The 14,716-nt window shown below is 65.6% G+C and carries 17 protein-coding genes; all 17 read right to left on the bottom strand.

Going from position 1 to position 14,716, the window contains the following annotated elements:
* A complete protein-coding gene (locus XarjCFBP7645_RS09480) occupies positions 1-333 on the bottom strand; it encodes a phage tail protein (protein ID WP_104537290.1) in 333 nt (110 codons plus the stop codon).
* A complete protein-coding gene (locus XarjCFBP7645_RS09475; protein WP_104537289.1) occupies positions 333-3,695 on the bottom strand; it encodes a phage tail tape measure protein in 3,363 nt (1,120 codons plus the stop codon). The genes XarjCFBP7645_RS09480 and XarjCFBP7645_RS09475 overlap by 1 nt, the downstream gene beginning before the upstream one ends.
* Before the next feature lie 3 nt (positions 3,696-3,698).
* Positions 3,699-4,013, bottom strand: coding sequence for a phage tail assembly chaperone (locus XarjCFBP7645_RS09470; RefSeq protein WP_104537288.1), 315 nt, complete (start codon positions 4,011-4,013; stop codon positions 3,699-3,701).
* 28 nt (positions 4,014-4,041) lie between these two features.
* Positions 4,042-4,434 carry a hypothetical protein gene (locus XarjCFBP7645_RS09465; RefSeq protein ID WP_104532484.1) on the bottom strand — a complete coding sequence of 131 codons (393 nt, stop codon included), beginning with the start codon at positions 4,432-4,434 and terminating at the stop codon, positions 4,042-4,044.
* Positions 4,435-4,530: 96 nt separating this feature from the next.
* On the bottom strand, positions 4,531-4,998 hold the full coding sequence (locus XarjCFBP7645_RS09460; RefSeq protein WP_065031482.1) for a hypothetical protein: 468 nt from the start codon (positions 4,996-4,998) through the stop codon (positions 4,531-4,533).
* A gap of 105 nt (positions 4,999-5,103) precedes the next feature.
* Positions 5,104-5,358, bottom strand: a complete 255-nt coding sequence (locus XarjCFBP7645_RS09455) for a hypothetical protein (RefSeq protein ID WP_146091253.1) — start codon at positions 5,356-5,358, stop codon at positions 5,104-5,106.
* A 29-nt stretch (positions 5,359-5,387) separates the two neighbouring features.
* Positions 5,388-5,789, bottom strand: coding sequence for a phage tail terminator-like protein (locus XarjCFBP7645_RS09450; RefSeq protein WP_104532486.1), 402 nt, complete (start codon positions 5,787-5,789; stop codon positions 5,388-5,390).
* Entirely contained in the window at positions 5,786-6,211 is a 426-nt protein-coding gene (locus tag XarjCFBP7645_RS09445; protein ID WP_258079534.1) for a hypothetical protein, read from the bottom strand. The genes XarjCFBP7645_RS09450 and XarjCFBP7645_RS09445 overlap by 4 nt, the downstream gene beginning before the upstream one ends.
* Complete coding sequence (locus tag XarjCFBP7645_RS09440; RefSeq protein ID WP_104537287.1) at positions 6,192-7,289, bottom strand: phage minor head protein; 1,098 nt, start codon at positions 7,287-7,289, stop codon at positions 6,192-6,194. The genes XarjCFBP7645_RS09445 and XarjCFBP7645_RS09440 overlap by 20 nt, the downstream gene beginning before the upstream one ends.
* Positions 7,289-7,648, bottom strand: coding sequence for a hypothetical protein (locus tag XarjCFBP7645_RS09435; RefSeq protein ID WP_104537286.1), 360 nt, complete (start codon positions 7,646-7,648; stop codon positions 7,289-7,291). The genes XarjCFBP7645_RS09440 and XarjCFBP7645_RS09435 overlap by 1 nt, the downstream gene beginning before the upstream one ends.
* Positions 7,648-8,160, bottom strand: coding sequence for a DnaT-like ssDNA-binding protein (locus tag XarjCFBP7645_RS09430; protein WP_104537285.1), 513 nt, complete (start codon positions 8,158-8,160; stop codon positions 7,648-7,650). The genes XarjCFBP7645_RS09435 and XarjCFBP7645_RS09430 overlap by 1 nt, the downstream gene beginning before the upstream one ends.
* A gap of 2 nt (positions 8,161-8,162) precedes the next feature.
* Positions 8,163-8,693 carry a hypothetical protein gene (locus XarjCFBP7645_RS09425; RefSeq protein WP_104537284.1) on the bottom strand — a complete coding sequence of 177 codons (531 nt, stop codon included), beginning with the start codon at positions 8,691-8,693 and terminating at the stop codon, positions 8,163-8,165.
* Positions 8,694-8,741: 48 nt separating this feature from the next.
* Positions 8,742-9,689 carry a DUF2184 domain-containing protein gene (locus XarjCFBP7645_RS09420; protein WP_258079533.1) on the bottom strand — a complete coding sequence of 316 codons (948 nt, stop codon included), beginning with the start codon at positions 9,687-9,689 and terminating at the stop codon, positions 8,742-8,744.
* A 13-nt stretch (positions 9,690-9,702) separates the two neighbouring features.
* Complete coding sequence (locus XarjCFBP7645_RS09415) at positions 9,703-10,143, bottom strand: structural cement protein Gp24 (protein WP_104537283.1); 441 nt, start codon at positions 10,141-10,143, stop codon at positions 9,703-9,705.
* Positions 10,144-10,146: 3 nt separating this feature from the next.
* The gene (locus XarjCFBP7645_RS09410) at positions 10,147-11,337 is read right to left on the bottom strand and encodes a DUF2213 domain-containing protein (protein ID WP_104537282.1); all 1,191 of its coding nucleotides are present in this window, start codon (positions 11,335-11,337) and stop codon (positions 10,147-10,149) included.
* A gap of 128 nt (positions 11,338-11,465) precedes the next feature.
* Positions 11,466-13,277, bottom strand: coding sequence for an anti-CBASS protein Acb1 family protein (locus XarjCFBP7645_RS09405; protein WP_104537281.1), 1,812 nt, complete (start codon positions 13,275-13,277; stop codon positions 11,466-11,468).
* Entirely contained in the window at positions 13,277-14,656 is a 1,380-nt protein-coding gene (gene terL, locus XarjCFBP7645_RS09400) for a phage terminase large subunit (protein ID WP_258079532.1), read from the bottom strand. Before terL ends, XarjCFBP7645_RS09405 begins: the two co-directional genes overlap by 1 nt.
* Positions 14,657-14,716: the final 60 nt, after the last annotated feature.

The raw sequence follows: 14,716 nt of genomic DNA, 5'->3' as shown, positions 1-14,716 counted from the left end.
CTAAGGCTGGAATTTCTGTTCAAAGGTGGCGCTGATGGAGAGCATGCGGCCGCCCTCACCTCGGTCGCTGTATCCGTCGCACTGGTAGTACCCCTGGCCGCCGATCCTTGGCGTCCAGAGGAACGAGATGCCGATGTGTGCGTCGATAAACGCGGCGATTTCTTTCATGCGCGATTCGGGGCCAGTGAAGGTCACCTGGTAGGAGCGCTTGATCGGGTTGATGCCATCGGCAGAGGACTGGCTGTAGCTGTCGCCGAAGTCTGCACGCTTGACCACACCGGTCGCGGTGCCGCTGCTCTGCGATGTGGGCTTCCATGGAAATACATCAGCCATCAGCGCGCTCCCGTCAGCAGGCCGCCCGGCCGCATCTGCTGCACCAGCACCCGCTTCACCTCTGGTTCGATCAACTTCGCAAGCGCGCGACCCATCGCGTTGTCGTCGCCGGTGGTGGCCGATGTGGTGCTACTTCCATCACTCTGGACCACGGTGTTTATGCTCACGTTTACGGTTGGAGTGGCAGAGCCGCCACCGTTGCTGGACGCCAGCTGATGCATCGGCACCACCGTGCCGTCGTTGCCGGGGATCAGGTAGCTGCGCCCGCGTCGGTCGTTGAAGATCTCCGGCCGGTCGTACTCGCCGATCTCGTACATCGACGAGTTGGAGACGTTGCCACCGCCGGCGCGGCCGCCGCCGAAGCTCGCCCAGCTGCTGCCGGTGAAGCTGTCCACGTTATTGCCGAAGTTGAGGTTGCTGCCTGCGCCCGCGCTGGTGCCAGTCCACGCACCACCGGCCGCTGACCCAGCGAACGATCCGACGATGGACCCGATAGCCCCGACGATCGCCTGCCTTGCGGCAATGCGCGCCAGATCCGCCAGGATCGACTTTGTTAGATCCGAGAACGACAGCTTGCCCGTCTGCACGAAGCGGACGAATGCATCCTCCGCCGCGCTGAGGCCGTTGGACAGGGCGGAACCCGCCAGATCCGAGGCGTTCGCAGCGGAAAACGCGTAGTCCTCCCAGACGCGAGTGAAGCCAGTCCGCCAGTTTCCCAGCATCGCCATCCGCTGCTGCTGGTAGTCCCGCTCGATCTCCAGCGAACGCTGCTTGCTCGCCTCGAGCAGGGCGATTTCGTTCTGGTACTCGCCGTCGCTGAGCGGGTTCTGGCCGCGCTGCTCCTTTTCCAGCTTTTCCCGCTCGCGCAGGTACTCGCGTTGGATGTCCAGCTGACGCTGCAGCATCTGCGTGGCGTCTGCCCCACGGCCGATGCCCATCAGATCGACATCAGACTGCTCCTGCCGTTGCTTCTCCAGCTGCGCCAGCCGCTCGGTCAAAGCCGCCTGCGCCACCAGGTCGCGCTGTGTCTGCTTCGCCTTCTCGGCCTGCGCATCACTCGCCTGTAGCTGCGGAATCATCGCCTGTAGCAGCTGCTTGCTCGCCGCCGTCATCGTGTTGGTCTTGTCCGCCAGCAGCTGCCGCGCCTGGATCACCAGCCGGTCGCTGGCCGACACCTTGTCGCCGCTCTCCGCCAGCTGCTGGTTGGCGGTGATCTGCCGCTGCACGCTGGCGATGAAGCTCTGCGCCGCGTTGTCGTCCGTGTTGGCCTTGCCGACGCCTTCCCGCTGATTGAACTGCTTGTCGATCTGCGCGTTGGATTGCGCGATGAGGCGTTGCATGGATCCGTCGGACAACCGCGAATCAGGGTTCCCCTTCGCGTCGCGCGCGCCTTCCAGCTTGTTGTAAAGCTCGATGATCTTGTTGCGGGCGGCCAGCTTGGCCGATTCACGGTCAAGCCCGGCAAGCCGCGTGGTGAGTGCTTCCGATGCTGCTTTGGCCGCTACGTCCTGCTCTTGGTAGACCTTCGCCAGATCTTCAATCGCTTTGCCACCATTTACCTCAACCTCGAAAACCGGCGTGGGCATGCGGCCGCCGCCGATCAGAGAGTTCAAACGCTGCATCTGAGCCTTTGGCGACGCGAGCGTGGCGATCATGTCGAACTGCAGGCCGGACGCAGGTAGCAGGTTCTTCAGCTTCCCGCCAAGCTTCTCCAGCTCGGTGCTGAAGGTCATTACCTCGCCCCAGGCGCCGCCCACCTCGTCCTTCACATCTCGCCACCACTTCACCAGGCTCGGCATTGCTGCTTCGGCCTGATTGGCGACATTGATTGACCGCTCGTAGTAGATCTGCAGCGCTTCAGCAACAGCCTGCTGCTCGTGGCCCTCCTCCTGCAGCGTGCGGACACGCAGCAGCTGCGCCGCGGTGAGGAAGCCCTCCTGCTTATTGAGCTCCACCAACGCATTCACAGGATCACGTGCGATACGCTGGAACGCCTCGACGGTTTTGCTGCTGGCCTGGCCGGTGGAAGACTCCATGCGGGCAGCCGCCTCGGCGACCATCAAGAACTGCTTGCCGGCAAACTGGCCGGAAGCAGCGACGGCGGTCAGCGCATCCACAGCGCCGCCGCGCGTCACACCGGCCAGCTTGTCCAGATCCGACACCAAGCCACGGAACTGGCCACCGCTGATATCCGCATTTCGCCCGGTGAGGATCAGGTTCTTCTGGAAGTCGAACAGCTCATCCTGGCTTTGCTTCACCGCCACCGCCAACGCGACTGCGGCGGCAGCCGACAATGTCATCGGATTGACCATGCCCAGCACATAGGAGGACACGGCCTTCGCAGCCGGGCCGATGCCGCCAAGCTGGTCCTTCAGCTGGCCACCCTGCTGGATCGCCACCATCCAGATCGGCTGCCCGGCGACCACGCTGGTGACGATGTCCGTCATCTGCGCCGGGATCATGCGCATCGCCGCGGCCGTCTGGCGCGCGGTCATGCCGTACTGCTCGGTGGTGTTCTTGGACTTCAGCAGCGCCTGCCGGCTTGCCTCGATCTGCGCCTGGTATTGCTGCATCACCTGCGGCTTAATCAGCCCCAGGTCGCCGGCACGCTCCAGCCGCTCCTCCATCTCGGCCAGCCGATTCAAACCGGCAACGGTGGGATCGATCTGCGCGAGCAGGCGCTTGAGGTTGATCTCCTGCGCCTGCGCTGCCTCCGCCGCTGCACGTGCCTGGTTAGCGGTGCGTGCCTCGGCCTCCTGCAACGCCCGCGCACGCGCCACCATGCGTTCCTGCTCGGTACCGGCGCGCGACATCGCCGCAGCCTGCACGTCGATCCCCGCTGCCGCGTCGCGCGCAGCCTCAGCAAGGGCACGATCCGACAGGTTCGTCGTGCGGCCTGCTTCGGCATAGGCCATCGCCTGCTGCGCGACGCTGCGGTAGCGCGCCTCCTGCTCTGCCAGCTGCCGTTCCAGCTTCTCCGACGCCGCGGCAGACGCACTCGCATCGGCAGCGGCACTCTTGCCCGCCGCACTGTAGGCCTGCAGTCCAGCCGCCGCACCGGTGAGACGGCCTTCCATGGCCGCCAGCGCCGAGACGATCTCCGCCTGCGCGCGGTTCATCGCCTGTAGTTCGGTGATTACCGTGCCGGTACCGATGCCGATCCGCTCCAGCGCTCCGCCCAAACGGTCGCCGAGCGCAACGGCTGAGCGGTCGATCGAGCGGGACATCGACTGGAAGTAACGCTCCAGCCGATCTGCTGATCCACTCGCCTTGTCGGCGGCGGCGGCGTTCTGGTCCAGTGCCCTGGTGCTTTCGACCAGGCCACTCGAATCGACCTTAAAGCCAAGTTCGGCGATATCCATCAATCAGCTCCAGGTGTTGCTCGGTTCCGGCGGCCGCTCGCGCGCCGCTGCTTGTTCTTCGCGCACGGCACGCAGGTAGGCGTCGTCCATCGCCATGAGCATCTCCACCTCTTCGGGGAGCACATCGCGCAGGAGCAGTCGCTGCCACGCGTCGAGTTCGGCGTAGGACAGCGCCTCGGGGCCGGATTGGCGCCGGCCCGAGATCAACCAGAACCAGTCCCACACGTGCGCCGCTTCTTCAGGCATGTCCACGTCAGGCGCCGGTTCTTCGAAGCGGGCATTGCGCTGCCGCCGCGTCTCGCCCTTCGCGTCCGGCATGTCGTACCGGACGGTGAGATACGTGGCGTCAGAGATCCTCGCCTTCAGGGCTGCGAAAAAACTCCGCGCGGTTCCCCAGCTCCACCTCGAGCTGGTCGCTGATCCACGGCAGCTCCTTCAGCACCTTGCGTAGGGCTTCGTCGGTCAGCGCGGGCTTGCTGCCGTGGAAGGTCAGGTCGCCCTGCCACTCCCAGCCGCCCACAGACGCAACGAGCATGTCGGTGCGGCCTTGCTCCATCTTCTCGGCGGTGATCTTCCCCTTGCCCATCAGGCGGTCGTTCAGCGCCTTGCGGCTGGCCGCGCGCACATTCGGGTGGGTATCGGGCAGCAGCGTGATGCGCAGGCCCACAGGAGCCTCGGTGGCGGGATGCTTGATATCGATGACGCGCTCGGCGGCAACGATGGTGGTCAATTCGGTCATGGGTGATCCTTTGCGATCGATCCGGAGAGGAAGCGAGGGAAGCCGGCTGGATCAGATCCGGCTTATCAGGCGGCCGCCCTATCCCCCGCTGTTCGGTTACGGGGTGACGGGCGTCGGCACTTCGATCGGCACCTGGTTCAGGGCGAGCGAATAGACGTGCAGCACGAAGTCCTCGTTGCGACCGCCCGGCGTGCGGGGGCCGGTGACCAGGCCGCGCAGGTATTCGATTTCGCCGGACGGGCGCTCGACCTTAAAGGCGTAGGCGTCGGTGACCGACGGCAAGCCGGCGGCACGCATGGCGACCTGTCCCGGATCGTCCAACACGCGCGCCACCTCGACCTCGGGGTCGCCGGCATTCGAGATGCCCTTGCCCTTCAGTGCGACAGCGGTGTCCCACGTGTCGTAGGTGACGATGTTGGTGGTCAGACCGCGCTCGCCGACGCTGCCGACCTTCTTGACCTGCACCCAGGTCAGCGCCGCGAACTGGGTCTGGGTCAGATCCTCGTTCTTCGGCGTGGCGCAGATGTAGAGCTTGGAACCGCTGTTGGTTTGTGCCTCAGCCATTGCTGATATCTCCTCGCTTTGGGCATAAAAAAACCCGCCACGGGGCGGGGTTGGGGAAACGAAAAGGCCCGCACAATGGCGGGCCTCGATATGGGTTGTGCCTGACTACTCCGAGTAGCGAAGCGGACCGTCTGTCCACGCAAGAATGCCTGTTCCCTTCAGCATCACTGCATGGGTGTCCCACCCGGTTCGGACGTCGGTGGTTCCGTATCTCTCAACGCTGATCAGGTCGACGGCGATGTCGATCGCTCCGTCGACCTCCCTTTGCAGGAAATCCGCGACAGCGTCCCGCGTTGGCTCTATGTCGGCGGCCATGGCCATTGCATCTGCCAGGGTGCCGCGATGTGGTCGGATCTTCATGACGGGTTTCTATCACAGATCAGAGCGGCCTAGCTGTCGAAGCCGCGCCACATGATGGTCACCGGATGCATGTGCCGCTCCGGGTCTTGGATGATGGTTGAGGTCCACGGCTTTCGGTACACGCGCATGCCGGCGAAGGTGGTGCCCTTGCCGAATGCCGCGATGATCTGGTCGGTGAGCTGCGTGCCGACCATGATGCCGGCGCCTGGCCGATAGCATGCCGCCAGCTGGCCGAAGCCCTGCATCAGCGACGGCCCGTCGTCCTCCATGCCGTAATTCTGCGTCTGGTTGGGGAACCACTGCAGCTCGAGCCAGGATCCGCTGGTCGGCGGGGTGAAGCCAATGCCCGGATAGGAGCACGGCAGGCCGATACTCGCGGCGAAGGCGCCAACCAGACCGGCGAAGGCGTCATAGATCGCGGTGTCGCTCATGGAATGCGTGCCTTCACCTTCGCGGTGACCTCGTTGACGATGAAGTCCCAGTTCTGCGCAGCAGCGCGCATGAAGCCCTTGCCGGCCTGCTCGTACTGCCGGCCGAGGCTGTCCTTGCCGCTGAATCCATGCTCCATGCGCATCGCATAGGCGGCGGTCCAGCCGGCCCAGACGGCCTCGCCCAGCTGCAGGGCTGCGAAGACCAGCGCGGGCTCGCCGCTTTCCGAGGACGCCGGACCATCTTTGGATGCGACAGCGGAGTTGCGCAGGAACCCGGTATCAACCGGCATCCTCCCGCCCTGCCCCTCCGGCGTGTTCGCCTGATCCATCACCGCCTGCGCCGACTCGCGAAAGATGGCCTCCTGCCGCTGCTTGGCCTTCTCGGCAAATGCACGGACCTGGTTACCGAACTTGCTTGCCACGTAGCACCTCCGCCGTCATGTCGATCCGGTACTGCTTCATGCAGCGGCAGCCGACGATCTCCTCCGGGCCGGCGCCGAGGCTCGTGTCGCCCGGGTAGTTCAGCAGTGCGCCGCTCGGCGACTGGAATGGCTCGCCGAAGGCGCGCCGCTGCCCGTTCATGGCTTTGTGCGTGTGCCTGGTGCGCTGGTCGCCAGTGTCCGACCACGTGCCGATGACGTTGTCTGCCGACAGCGCGCCGGATTCGATCTGCTGCCGATACGCCTCCTCGCGTCCAGCGCTCAAGCTCCCGATCGACTCGGTGCGCGCAATCATCTCGCCACGCAGCTGCAGAAGCCGGTCGGCGTAGCGCCCGGCGATCTTGTCGATGTCCGCCTGCGATACCGGCTTGCCGGCGGCGATGGCGCGCTTGACGATGCCGTCGAGGCGCTTGTCGCGGCGCTTACGGCCGAAGTACTTCGCCATCTCCTTCGGGTCACCGCTGGCCAGCTCCCCGCGCATGCTCTGCACGAACTGGCCCTGCTGCGATGTCAGGCCCAGCACGCCGCCGGTGCGCCGGCCCGTGTCTCCCACGCGCCCCACGATGTCCAGCGCGCTCTGACGAGGATTGCGGCCGGTGACCATGCCGCTCTCCAGCACGTTGCGGATCAGCGTGCGCTGGTCGTTGACGATGCCGGTGATGAGGTTGCTGGACTTGTCGCGTAACCAGCCCTCAGCGGTGGGGTTGCGCAGGTCGAAGCTCGGACGCAGTGCCGGCGAACGCACGTCCTGCCGTGGCTTGTAGTTGCCGGTGATGATCGGATCCAGGCTGAGCCGCATCTTCGGCATCTCCGACACACCCTGCTGCCCGCCTGCCGCGTAGGCGTTGCGCAGCGCTTCGCCCAGATCCGCAAAGCGCGGCTCGTCCAGCCCCATGACGGTGAGCACGTCGTCGATCCGCCCGGCCTGCAGCAGATCTGCGATGAGCTGCACGCCGGCCTGGCTGGTGACCTCGGATATCGCCTTGAGGAAGGCGCGCGCGATCGCCGGCTCCAGCTTCGCCGCCAGCTGTTCGAGTTGGCGGGAAGTCGTTGCGGCCATCAGCGTCTCGCATGGAATTCGTACATGAGGACCTGCCCGCCCGGTGACAGCGGCTGCAGGTCAATGAAGCGATACAGCACGCCGCCGAGCAGGATCCTGTCGTCCTTCATCGGTTCAATGGCGACATCGGTGGAGATCAGCCCCAGCTTGTCCCCCTGCAGCACCAGCGTGGCGTCGCGGTTGGTCAGGCTGTACTCGGTTTCCACCACCTTGCAGTCGTGCCGCATCGGTGGACCCTGCTGCGGGTTGTGCGGCGGCCCGGTGATGGCGCCGTCGCGCTCCAGCTGTGTGAGGTAGCCATAGCCACCGATCAGCCTGCGAGCGGTCGCTTCCAGTCGTGCATAGAGCGCTGCGGCCATCAGACCACCCTCACGGCTGGCATCACCATCGGGCGACGCAGCAGCGGCGCCAGGATCTCGTCGATGCCCGGAATGACCGGGCGGTTCGGCGTGCTGCCTGCAGCGGTGCTGGCACCGTATGAGACTTCGATCGGGCCGACCTTCTCGCGCGTGACCTGCGCGCTCGCGACGTAGTCCGGCGATAGGCTGCCGGGCTCGATCAGCTCGCGCAGCGCTGCTTCGTACGCCGCGTGCTCCACCTCGATCGGCACTGCGTCGGCGGCGATCGGGTTGCCGTCGTAATCGACTGCGCCTGTGCGGGGCCATTCGTTCGGCTGGCCCCGCCCGTCAGTACGCACGCCGGGGAACATCGACTGCCACCGGCCCGAAGACAGCAGCACCCGGTACCGGCCGTCGATGTAGTCGGTACCGCGCACCAGGGACGCCCTGCGGGCCTCCTCACTGCCTGCCGCCCATGCCGCGTTGCCACGGACCAGGTGATACGCGTCCGCTCCTTCCAGCGTGCCGTACATGGTCAGCTCCCGGTCTTGGGCTTCTCGGCGTCGTCCAGCGCGGCCTGCAGCTTCTCCAAGCCCCAGCGCTTGTCGTGCTTGATGCCGCCGGCTTCCAGCTTGGCGATCAGATCGACCTTCTTCTGGTCGTCGGCGGCCTTCGCGTCGATCACCGCCTGCGCGGCAGCAGCGGCTTCGGCCTTCAGCGCGTCGAGCGATGCGCTGATACGTGCCTCGCGGTCCACTTCGTCCAGCGAATTCCAGTCCTCCAGCGACAGCGCCGAGGCCTTGAACGCGTGCTGCACGACGTCGTCGCGCGTGACGCTGTCGCCGCCTTCGATGAGCAGGATGCTATCGGGCAGGTTGAACGTGCCGAGCAGGAACGGCGCGGTGTCGTCCTCCGACTCGGTGAGGATGTTCGCGGCGAGCCACGCCTGCACGACGGCGTTTTTCTTGATGGCCTGCCAGTTGGGCACGATGGCCGGCGAGCCGGGAATGATCTCGGTGCCGTCCGGCAACGCCAGCGGCGTCTTGTGGTTATTGCTGATCTTCATTGCATGCTCCGGTGTGGCCCCGCCGGTGACGCGCGGGGCCGTTGTGGATCAGATGCCGTCGACGTAGACGACCTGCTTGGGGAGGCGCACGTCCAGGCCGCCCAGGCGCATCACGCCCGGCACGTCCCAGCGCAGCGGCCCGCTCTGGTACACCGGCAGGAAGCGGTGCGGCATCGGCATATGCAGCTTCAGCACGTTGGCGTCATAGCGGTACGCGACCATGCGCGCCACATTGCCGACACCGGCGTTATCCAGGCCGCGCAGGCCGCGCACGTCCAGCGGCTGCCGCGTGGTGGCCGTGTAGACGTTGTTGGCCAGGAAGTACTGAAGCACGGTGAGATCGCTGTATTCGCTCATCTTCTTGGTCGAGATGAGCATGTACTTGGACCACGGCAGCAGCAGACGGTCAGCGATGGCGGTGGTGTTGGTGCCATTGAAGACGTTGATCAGCGCCGCGTTCATGTCGCCAACGATCTGGTCGGACGTGGCGGTACCGGGCGCCTGCAGGGTGCCCCACGCCCCGGTGGGGGCTGCAACTGGGGTCACGCCGGTGGCGTTGAACAGACCGCTGAAACCCTTGCTGGCGTCGCCGAGCAGCGCAACGCGGTCGACCATCTCCTCGGATGCGCGGCGCGCGGCCGCTGCGTCCTCGTTGGACAGGTTGATGCCGAGCAGCTGCGCGCGCCCGACCTCTTCCCAGCCGTAGCCGTAGCCGATACCAGCGGTGTGCACACCGGTCTGGAACTGCGAGCGGTTGGTGCCGGCCTTCGGGATGTCGTCGGCGTTGCCGTTGATCCAGTCGGCCTTACCGTACTGGTCCTGCGAGTAGTAGGTGACCGACGTGGCGAACTCGCTGCCGGACGTATCGACCGGGACCAGGTCGCGGTACTGGATGTCCGGGTAGACGGTCCGGTAGACGCCGGGCTCGATGATGGTGGTCTGCGAGACCACGAAGCCCATGACCACCTGGGCGTCGAAGAGTGGATGTGCACGCATGCGGATAGGCTCCTTAGCCGAGACGGACAACGGCCAGCTGGGCTGCCGCGGTGGTGCTGGTGTCCCAGCGGGCGCCGGTGATGGCAGTGTTGTTGGTGGCGACGTTGGTGAACGCGCCGGCTGCGGTGAGGTACACCGGATCGCCGGCGGCGACGGCGACCGAGGCGGTCACCCAGATGTCGCCCTTGGTGATGACGCGCGCCGATGCACGCTGCGGGAACAGGTCCAGGCCCGTGGCCGAGCGATCCAGCAGCGTGATGCCGACGAACTTCAGGTTGGCGCCGCCGAACGTGACGATGCCCTTGTCCGTCGCGCCCTGTGCCACGGCCAGGCCGAACGCGAGGCCGGCGACGTCCTCGACAGTGCGAGAGATGATGGTGGACGGGAGCATCGTGGCCTGCATGCCGCGCGTGGCTGCAGGCTGGATGTCCGGGTAGTTGGTTTGCAGTGCCATGACTTAGGCCCCCTGGTTCTTGGTGCGGTAATCGAGGCCGGCAACGGACGCGGCGTAGCCGTTGTCCTGCACGACGGTGCGGTGTGCGGCGCCATCGCTCAGTGCGCGCGCGACCGGGTCGAACGGCTTGACGCCATCGGTGAGGATGTCGAAGCGCGCCTCGATGTAGGCGTCGCCCTTGCCGGCGATGGCAGCGTCGCCGAGCTTGCCGATGACGGCAGCCTTGCGAACGTCCGCATCGCTCTTGCCGCGGTAATCGGTGTCGTGGATTGCCTTGGCCGTGGCCACCAGGTCACCACGCGCCTGCACGCGCGCGTCCAGGGCAGCGTCGTCCAACACCTTGCCCTTCAGGTCGTCGATGGCGGCATCGCGCTTGGCGATCTCGGCATCCTTCAGCGCCAGGGCTGCGGTGTGCTCGGTCGCCTGGCGCGCGGCAGCTGCGGTGGAGTCGGAGAGCTGACGCTGCAGCTTGTCGATGGCCTGGGCGCCGGCGTCGGTGGTTTCCACCGACAGACCGTCCACCAGGACCGTACGGGTATTGCTCATGAGTTTCTCCTTGGGAGATTGGGTGTCGGCGCGATGCTTGCCATCGGGGGTGCGCCCATCCCCGATGCTTGATTGATCAGCGGTGGGCGTGCCCCAGTGCGCGTCCCCCATTCGGGTATTACCCGCACGCGGGTTGTTGTCGGGCAGGTAGGCGACGTGGTTGAAACGAAGCGATCCTGATTGCCGGTACTGGTAGGCGGTCCCGTCAGGTGCGATGCCCTGATCAGCGATGATCTCCACGCTGTAGCCAGCGGAGAGTGCTCGCGCGCCAGCCGCAACCTCCTTCGCAGCAGACGAATCCATGATCGCCATGGGCGCGACTACGTGCTCACCGTCCCGCACCACACGCCCACCGACCTGGCCGACAGTCAGCTCCTTCCAGTTGTCGGCGGTGACGCCATCAGGCGGATGACCACGCGTTACCGGCCGGCCCACCAAAGAACGCATGCTGTCTTCGTTGAATACCGTGGCGGGATCCCGATAAACGCCGAAGACCTGTGTGGCCTCGTCACCAGTCAGGCCGAGCTCGCGACCTAGGTAATGCTGCACATTGCCGGCGCGACTTACCTTGGCGTCTCCGACAAGGAACCCATCCCGCGTAAACGCGAGCCCAGACGCGTCAAGCGTCAGGCTGTCGATGATCTCCATGAGATCGCCCTCCTTTCGTCTGTCGATAGCGCAGGTTCCAACCCGCTCCAGCACGCACTGGCCACGAGGTAGCCGTCCGCGGTGCGGCGAGGCGCCGACACCGAGACTCGATCTTTCAGAAACATGGTTCAGTCCTCGCGGAGCTCTTCGAAGATTTCCGGGCCCAGCACGATGCGGCCCCGGTACGGCTCAACCTTCGACAGGTCGATGGGCGACTTCGTCAGGCTGATGTGCGGCGTGTAGTCCGGGAAGTCGTGCGAGGCGCCTGCCCGGACGATCTCCTCATGGCGCCAGGCGAGCTGCGTGGACGCGAACAGGATCACCGCCGACATACCGCCCAACGGCTCGATGGCACGCGGCCCACCGCGCGGAATGATCAGCTCACCGCTGCTATCGCTGCTCCACTCACTCGCGTTGCCCGCCTTGATCCAGTCGAAACGCTGGCGCGAATAGGCCACCGTCACGTGCAGGTCGTCGGCGATGTCCGTGATGCCCTGCTCCCGTGCCCAGGCCTCGATCTCCGCCGCGTTGAGCACGTCCCGGCGCACATACAGCGAGCGAGGCTCGGCGTCGGTCAGCGGATTGCCCTGGTTGCCCTGCGTAGCAGCCAGCGTGGCCGCTGCACGCTCCTCCTCGTCCTGATCCTCCTGCCAGTCCGGATTCGCCCTGGTGAAGTCGTCCATCGCCGACTCCAGACCAGGCGCAACGCCCGCCTCGGTCAGCATGTTCACCGCCACCTCGGCCAGCACCTCGTCGGGAATGAGCTTGGTGTCGGCGAGGGTCTTGATCGTGTCGGCCGTGGTCTTGCCGTTGGTGGCGCGCTCGGTGTCGCTGGTCTGCCACAGGCTGCGCCAGTTGTAGAACACATCCGCCGGCCGGGTACCGAGCGCGGAGCGAATCAGGCATTCGTCTGCGACCGACATGGCCGGACCCAGCGTCAGTTCCTGCCCAGCACGGATGCGGTCGTAGTAGTTGCGAATGTCCGTTTCGCCGCTGGCATTGAGTCCGCCCGGTGACTGCCCAAGCAGGCGCGTGACCGGGATATCGGCAGCACCCGATACCAGCTGCATGAAGGCCAGCAGCACGTCGGTGAGGCCAGTGAAAGTGGCCGACTTCTGCTCGTAGGCTTCTTCGGTATCCATCACCAGCGTGCCGTTGATGCCTTTCGCCATCGCCGCCAGTTGCAGGCGCTGCAGAATCTGCTCCTCGTAGATCGGGTCGGACATCCTCGCCATGAAGTTGGGGATCTTGATCACGTCGACCTTGGCCTCGAAGACCAGCGACGCGATGTTTGCGCTCGTGCTGTCCGCGCGCTTGATCTCATCCATGATCGCCATCAGCACCGAATCGCCCCAGCCGTCACCGAGGTCGATGTCGTCGTCCGGCTTGTGCGCGCCCTGCAGCACGATGAGGCGCGAGGGGTGGATCTCCACCTGCCCCGTGCTGCTGGTCATCGTGTAGAACGCAGGCTTGCCATAGCTGGGCGACTTCGGGTCGCGATCACGCTCGCCGGACTGCAAGTACTTCCGCGTGACGACGTTGAGGTGGCGGATGCCGCCCTTCTGGATGCGTGCCGGGTCCAGCGGCAGATCCGGCCGCGAGTCGCCGGTACCGATGTAGATCGCAGCACCGCCGAATAGCCGAGCTTTGGTGTGCGCCTCCAACAGCTTCGTCTGCAGGCCCAGTCGCTTCTCCTCGGCCTCAATGGCGCTGATCTGATTCTGATCAGCGTTCCATGTGCGCCAATTGCGGCAACTGTCCAGCGCGGGGATGTCGATGATCTTGCGAGCGAGCCACGTGCCGCGATATGCGTTGCAGGCGTCGACCTCAGTGAGCATCGGCAGGCCGTAGTGCGTTGCAGCCGCCTTGTCACGGCCGGTGCCCAGGTTGGCGACGAGGTTGACCAGCCCGTCGGTAATTCGTGCGGCGAGCTTGCCCATCACAGTGCGTTCCCAAGGTTGTATGTGCTTCCAGTGACCAGCTCGGCAAAGGCGCCGGATAGCGCGTCGACCTGGTCGTCATGCGCGCCGTTGGGGAACACGCTGACCTCCTCGAGGAAAGCTTCATTCCAGGCGGCGCGCACCAACTTGATGTTTCCTGCCTCTGCCTGCGCCGATACCGGATCCGCGCGGACGACCTTTGAACCCGACTCCAGGGCTGCGCGGACGTCCCAGCCGGCGAGCAGCTTGATCTGGTGCGCCGCATTCGACTTGCCGGCAGCGCCGGGGTCTTGCGGAATGCGCACCTTGATGCCCTTGCCGTCCTGCTCGGCCGTCGCCTTGAGCATCCGTTCCACACCAGCAGGCGACACCTGGTCGCGGGTAATGTGCTCGACGTAGTAAACGCCGCGGTGCTCGCTCAGCAGCAGGCCGACGGTGTAGTCCGGATCGCTCTTCTTCGCCTGCTCTTTCGGATCGGTCGCAGCGAAGTCCCAGCGGCGGACCTTCCTTGCTCCGGCCGGCGCCGCATCCACCACGTCGAACCATGCGCGCTTGAACATGCCGCCCTCGCGGGGCGCGGGGCGTTGCTGCTGCTGGCCAGCGACGGCGTAGCTGCCAAGGATCTTCTTGTCGCGCTCCACCACGGCGCGCGGGAAGCGTTCCGGGAACAGCAGCTCGCCATCGGCAGTACGCGGATCGCTGAAGCCGATCGAAGTCTTGCAGCGTCGCTCCGGCTCGAACTCCATCGGCAGCATCAGGTGCTCGTAGCCCAGCCCAAGGTCGAGGATCTGGCCCGAGACGTCCTTTTCGTGCAGGCGCTGCATGATCACCACGATCGCTGACGTGGCCGGGTTGTTCAGTCGCGTCGGTACCGACTCGCGAAAGATGCGGGTGGTGGTCGCGCGCTCCGTGGCGCTCTCTGCCGTTTCGGTGGAGTGCGGGTCATCGATGATCACTCTATCGCCGCGTCCACCGGTGAGGCTGGAGAACGCCATGCCCTCTCGCCCACCCATCTTGGTGTTGGCAAACGACATCTCACCCGCGCGCGCCAGCTCAATCTCCGGCCAGAGGCTCCGATACCACTCCGACTGCACCAGGTCGCGCATGCGCCGGCTGTCGCGCTTCACGAACTTCTCCGCATAGGAGGTCGTCAGGTAGCGCATCGACGGCAGCCCACGCGGCCCCCATTCCCAGGCCGGCCAGAACACACTGGCGATCAGCGACTTCATGGTGCCCGGCGGGATGTTGATCAGCAGCCGGGTGATGTCCCCGTTGGTGACTGCTTCCAAGTGCTGCGCCAGCACGTCGATGTGCCAGCCATGCACGTACGGCTGCGACGGCTCCAGTACCTGCCAGCCCTCGCGAATGAAACCGGCCAAGGTGCTGCAGCGTTCCCGGATGCGCTCAGCGCTCCCCAGGATGCGTGCACGCTCCTCCTC

This window comes from Xanthomonas arboricola (assembly GCF_002940665.1).
Classification (GTDB): Bacteria; Pseudomonadota; Gammaproteobacteria; order Xanthomonadales; family Xanthomonadaceae; genus Xanthomonas; species Xanthomonas arboricola_B.
The sequence above is the reverse complement of the archived record's forward strand: the minus strand, read 5'-3'. Positions and strand labels throughout refer to the sequence as shown.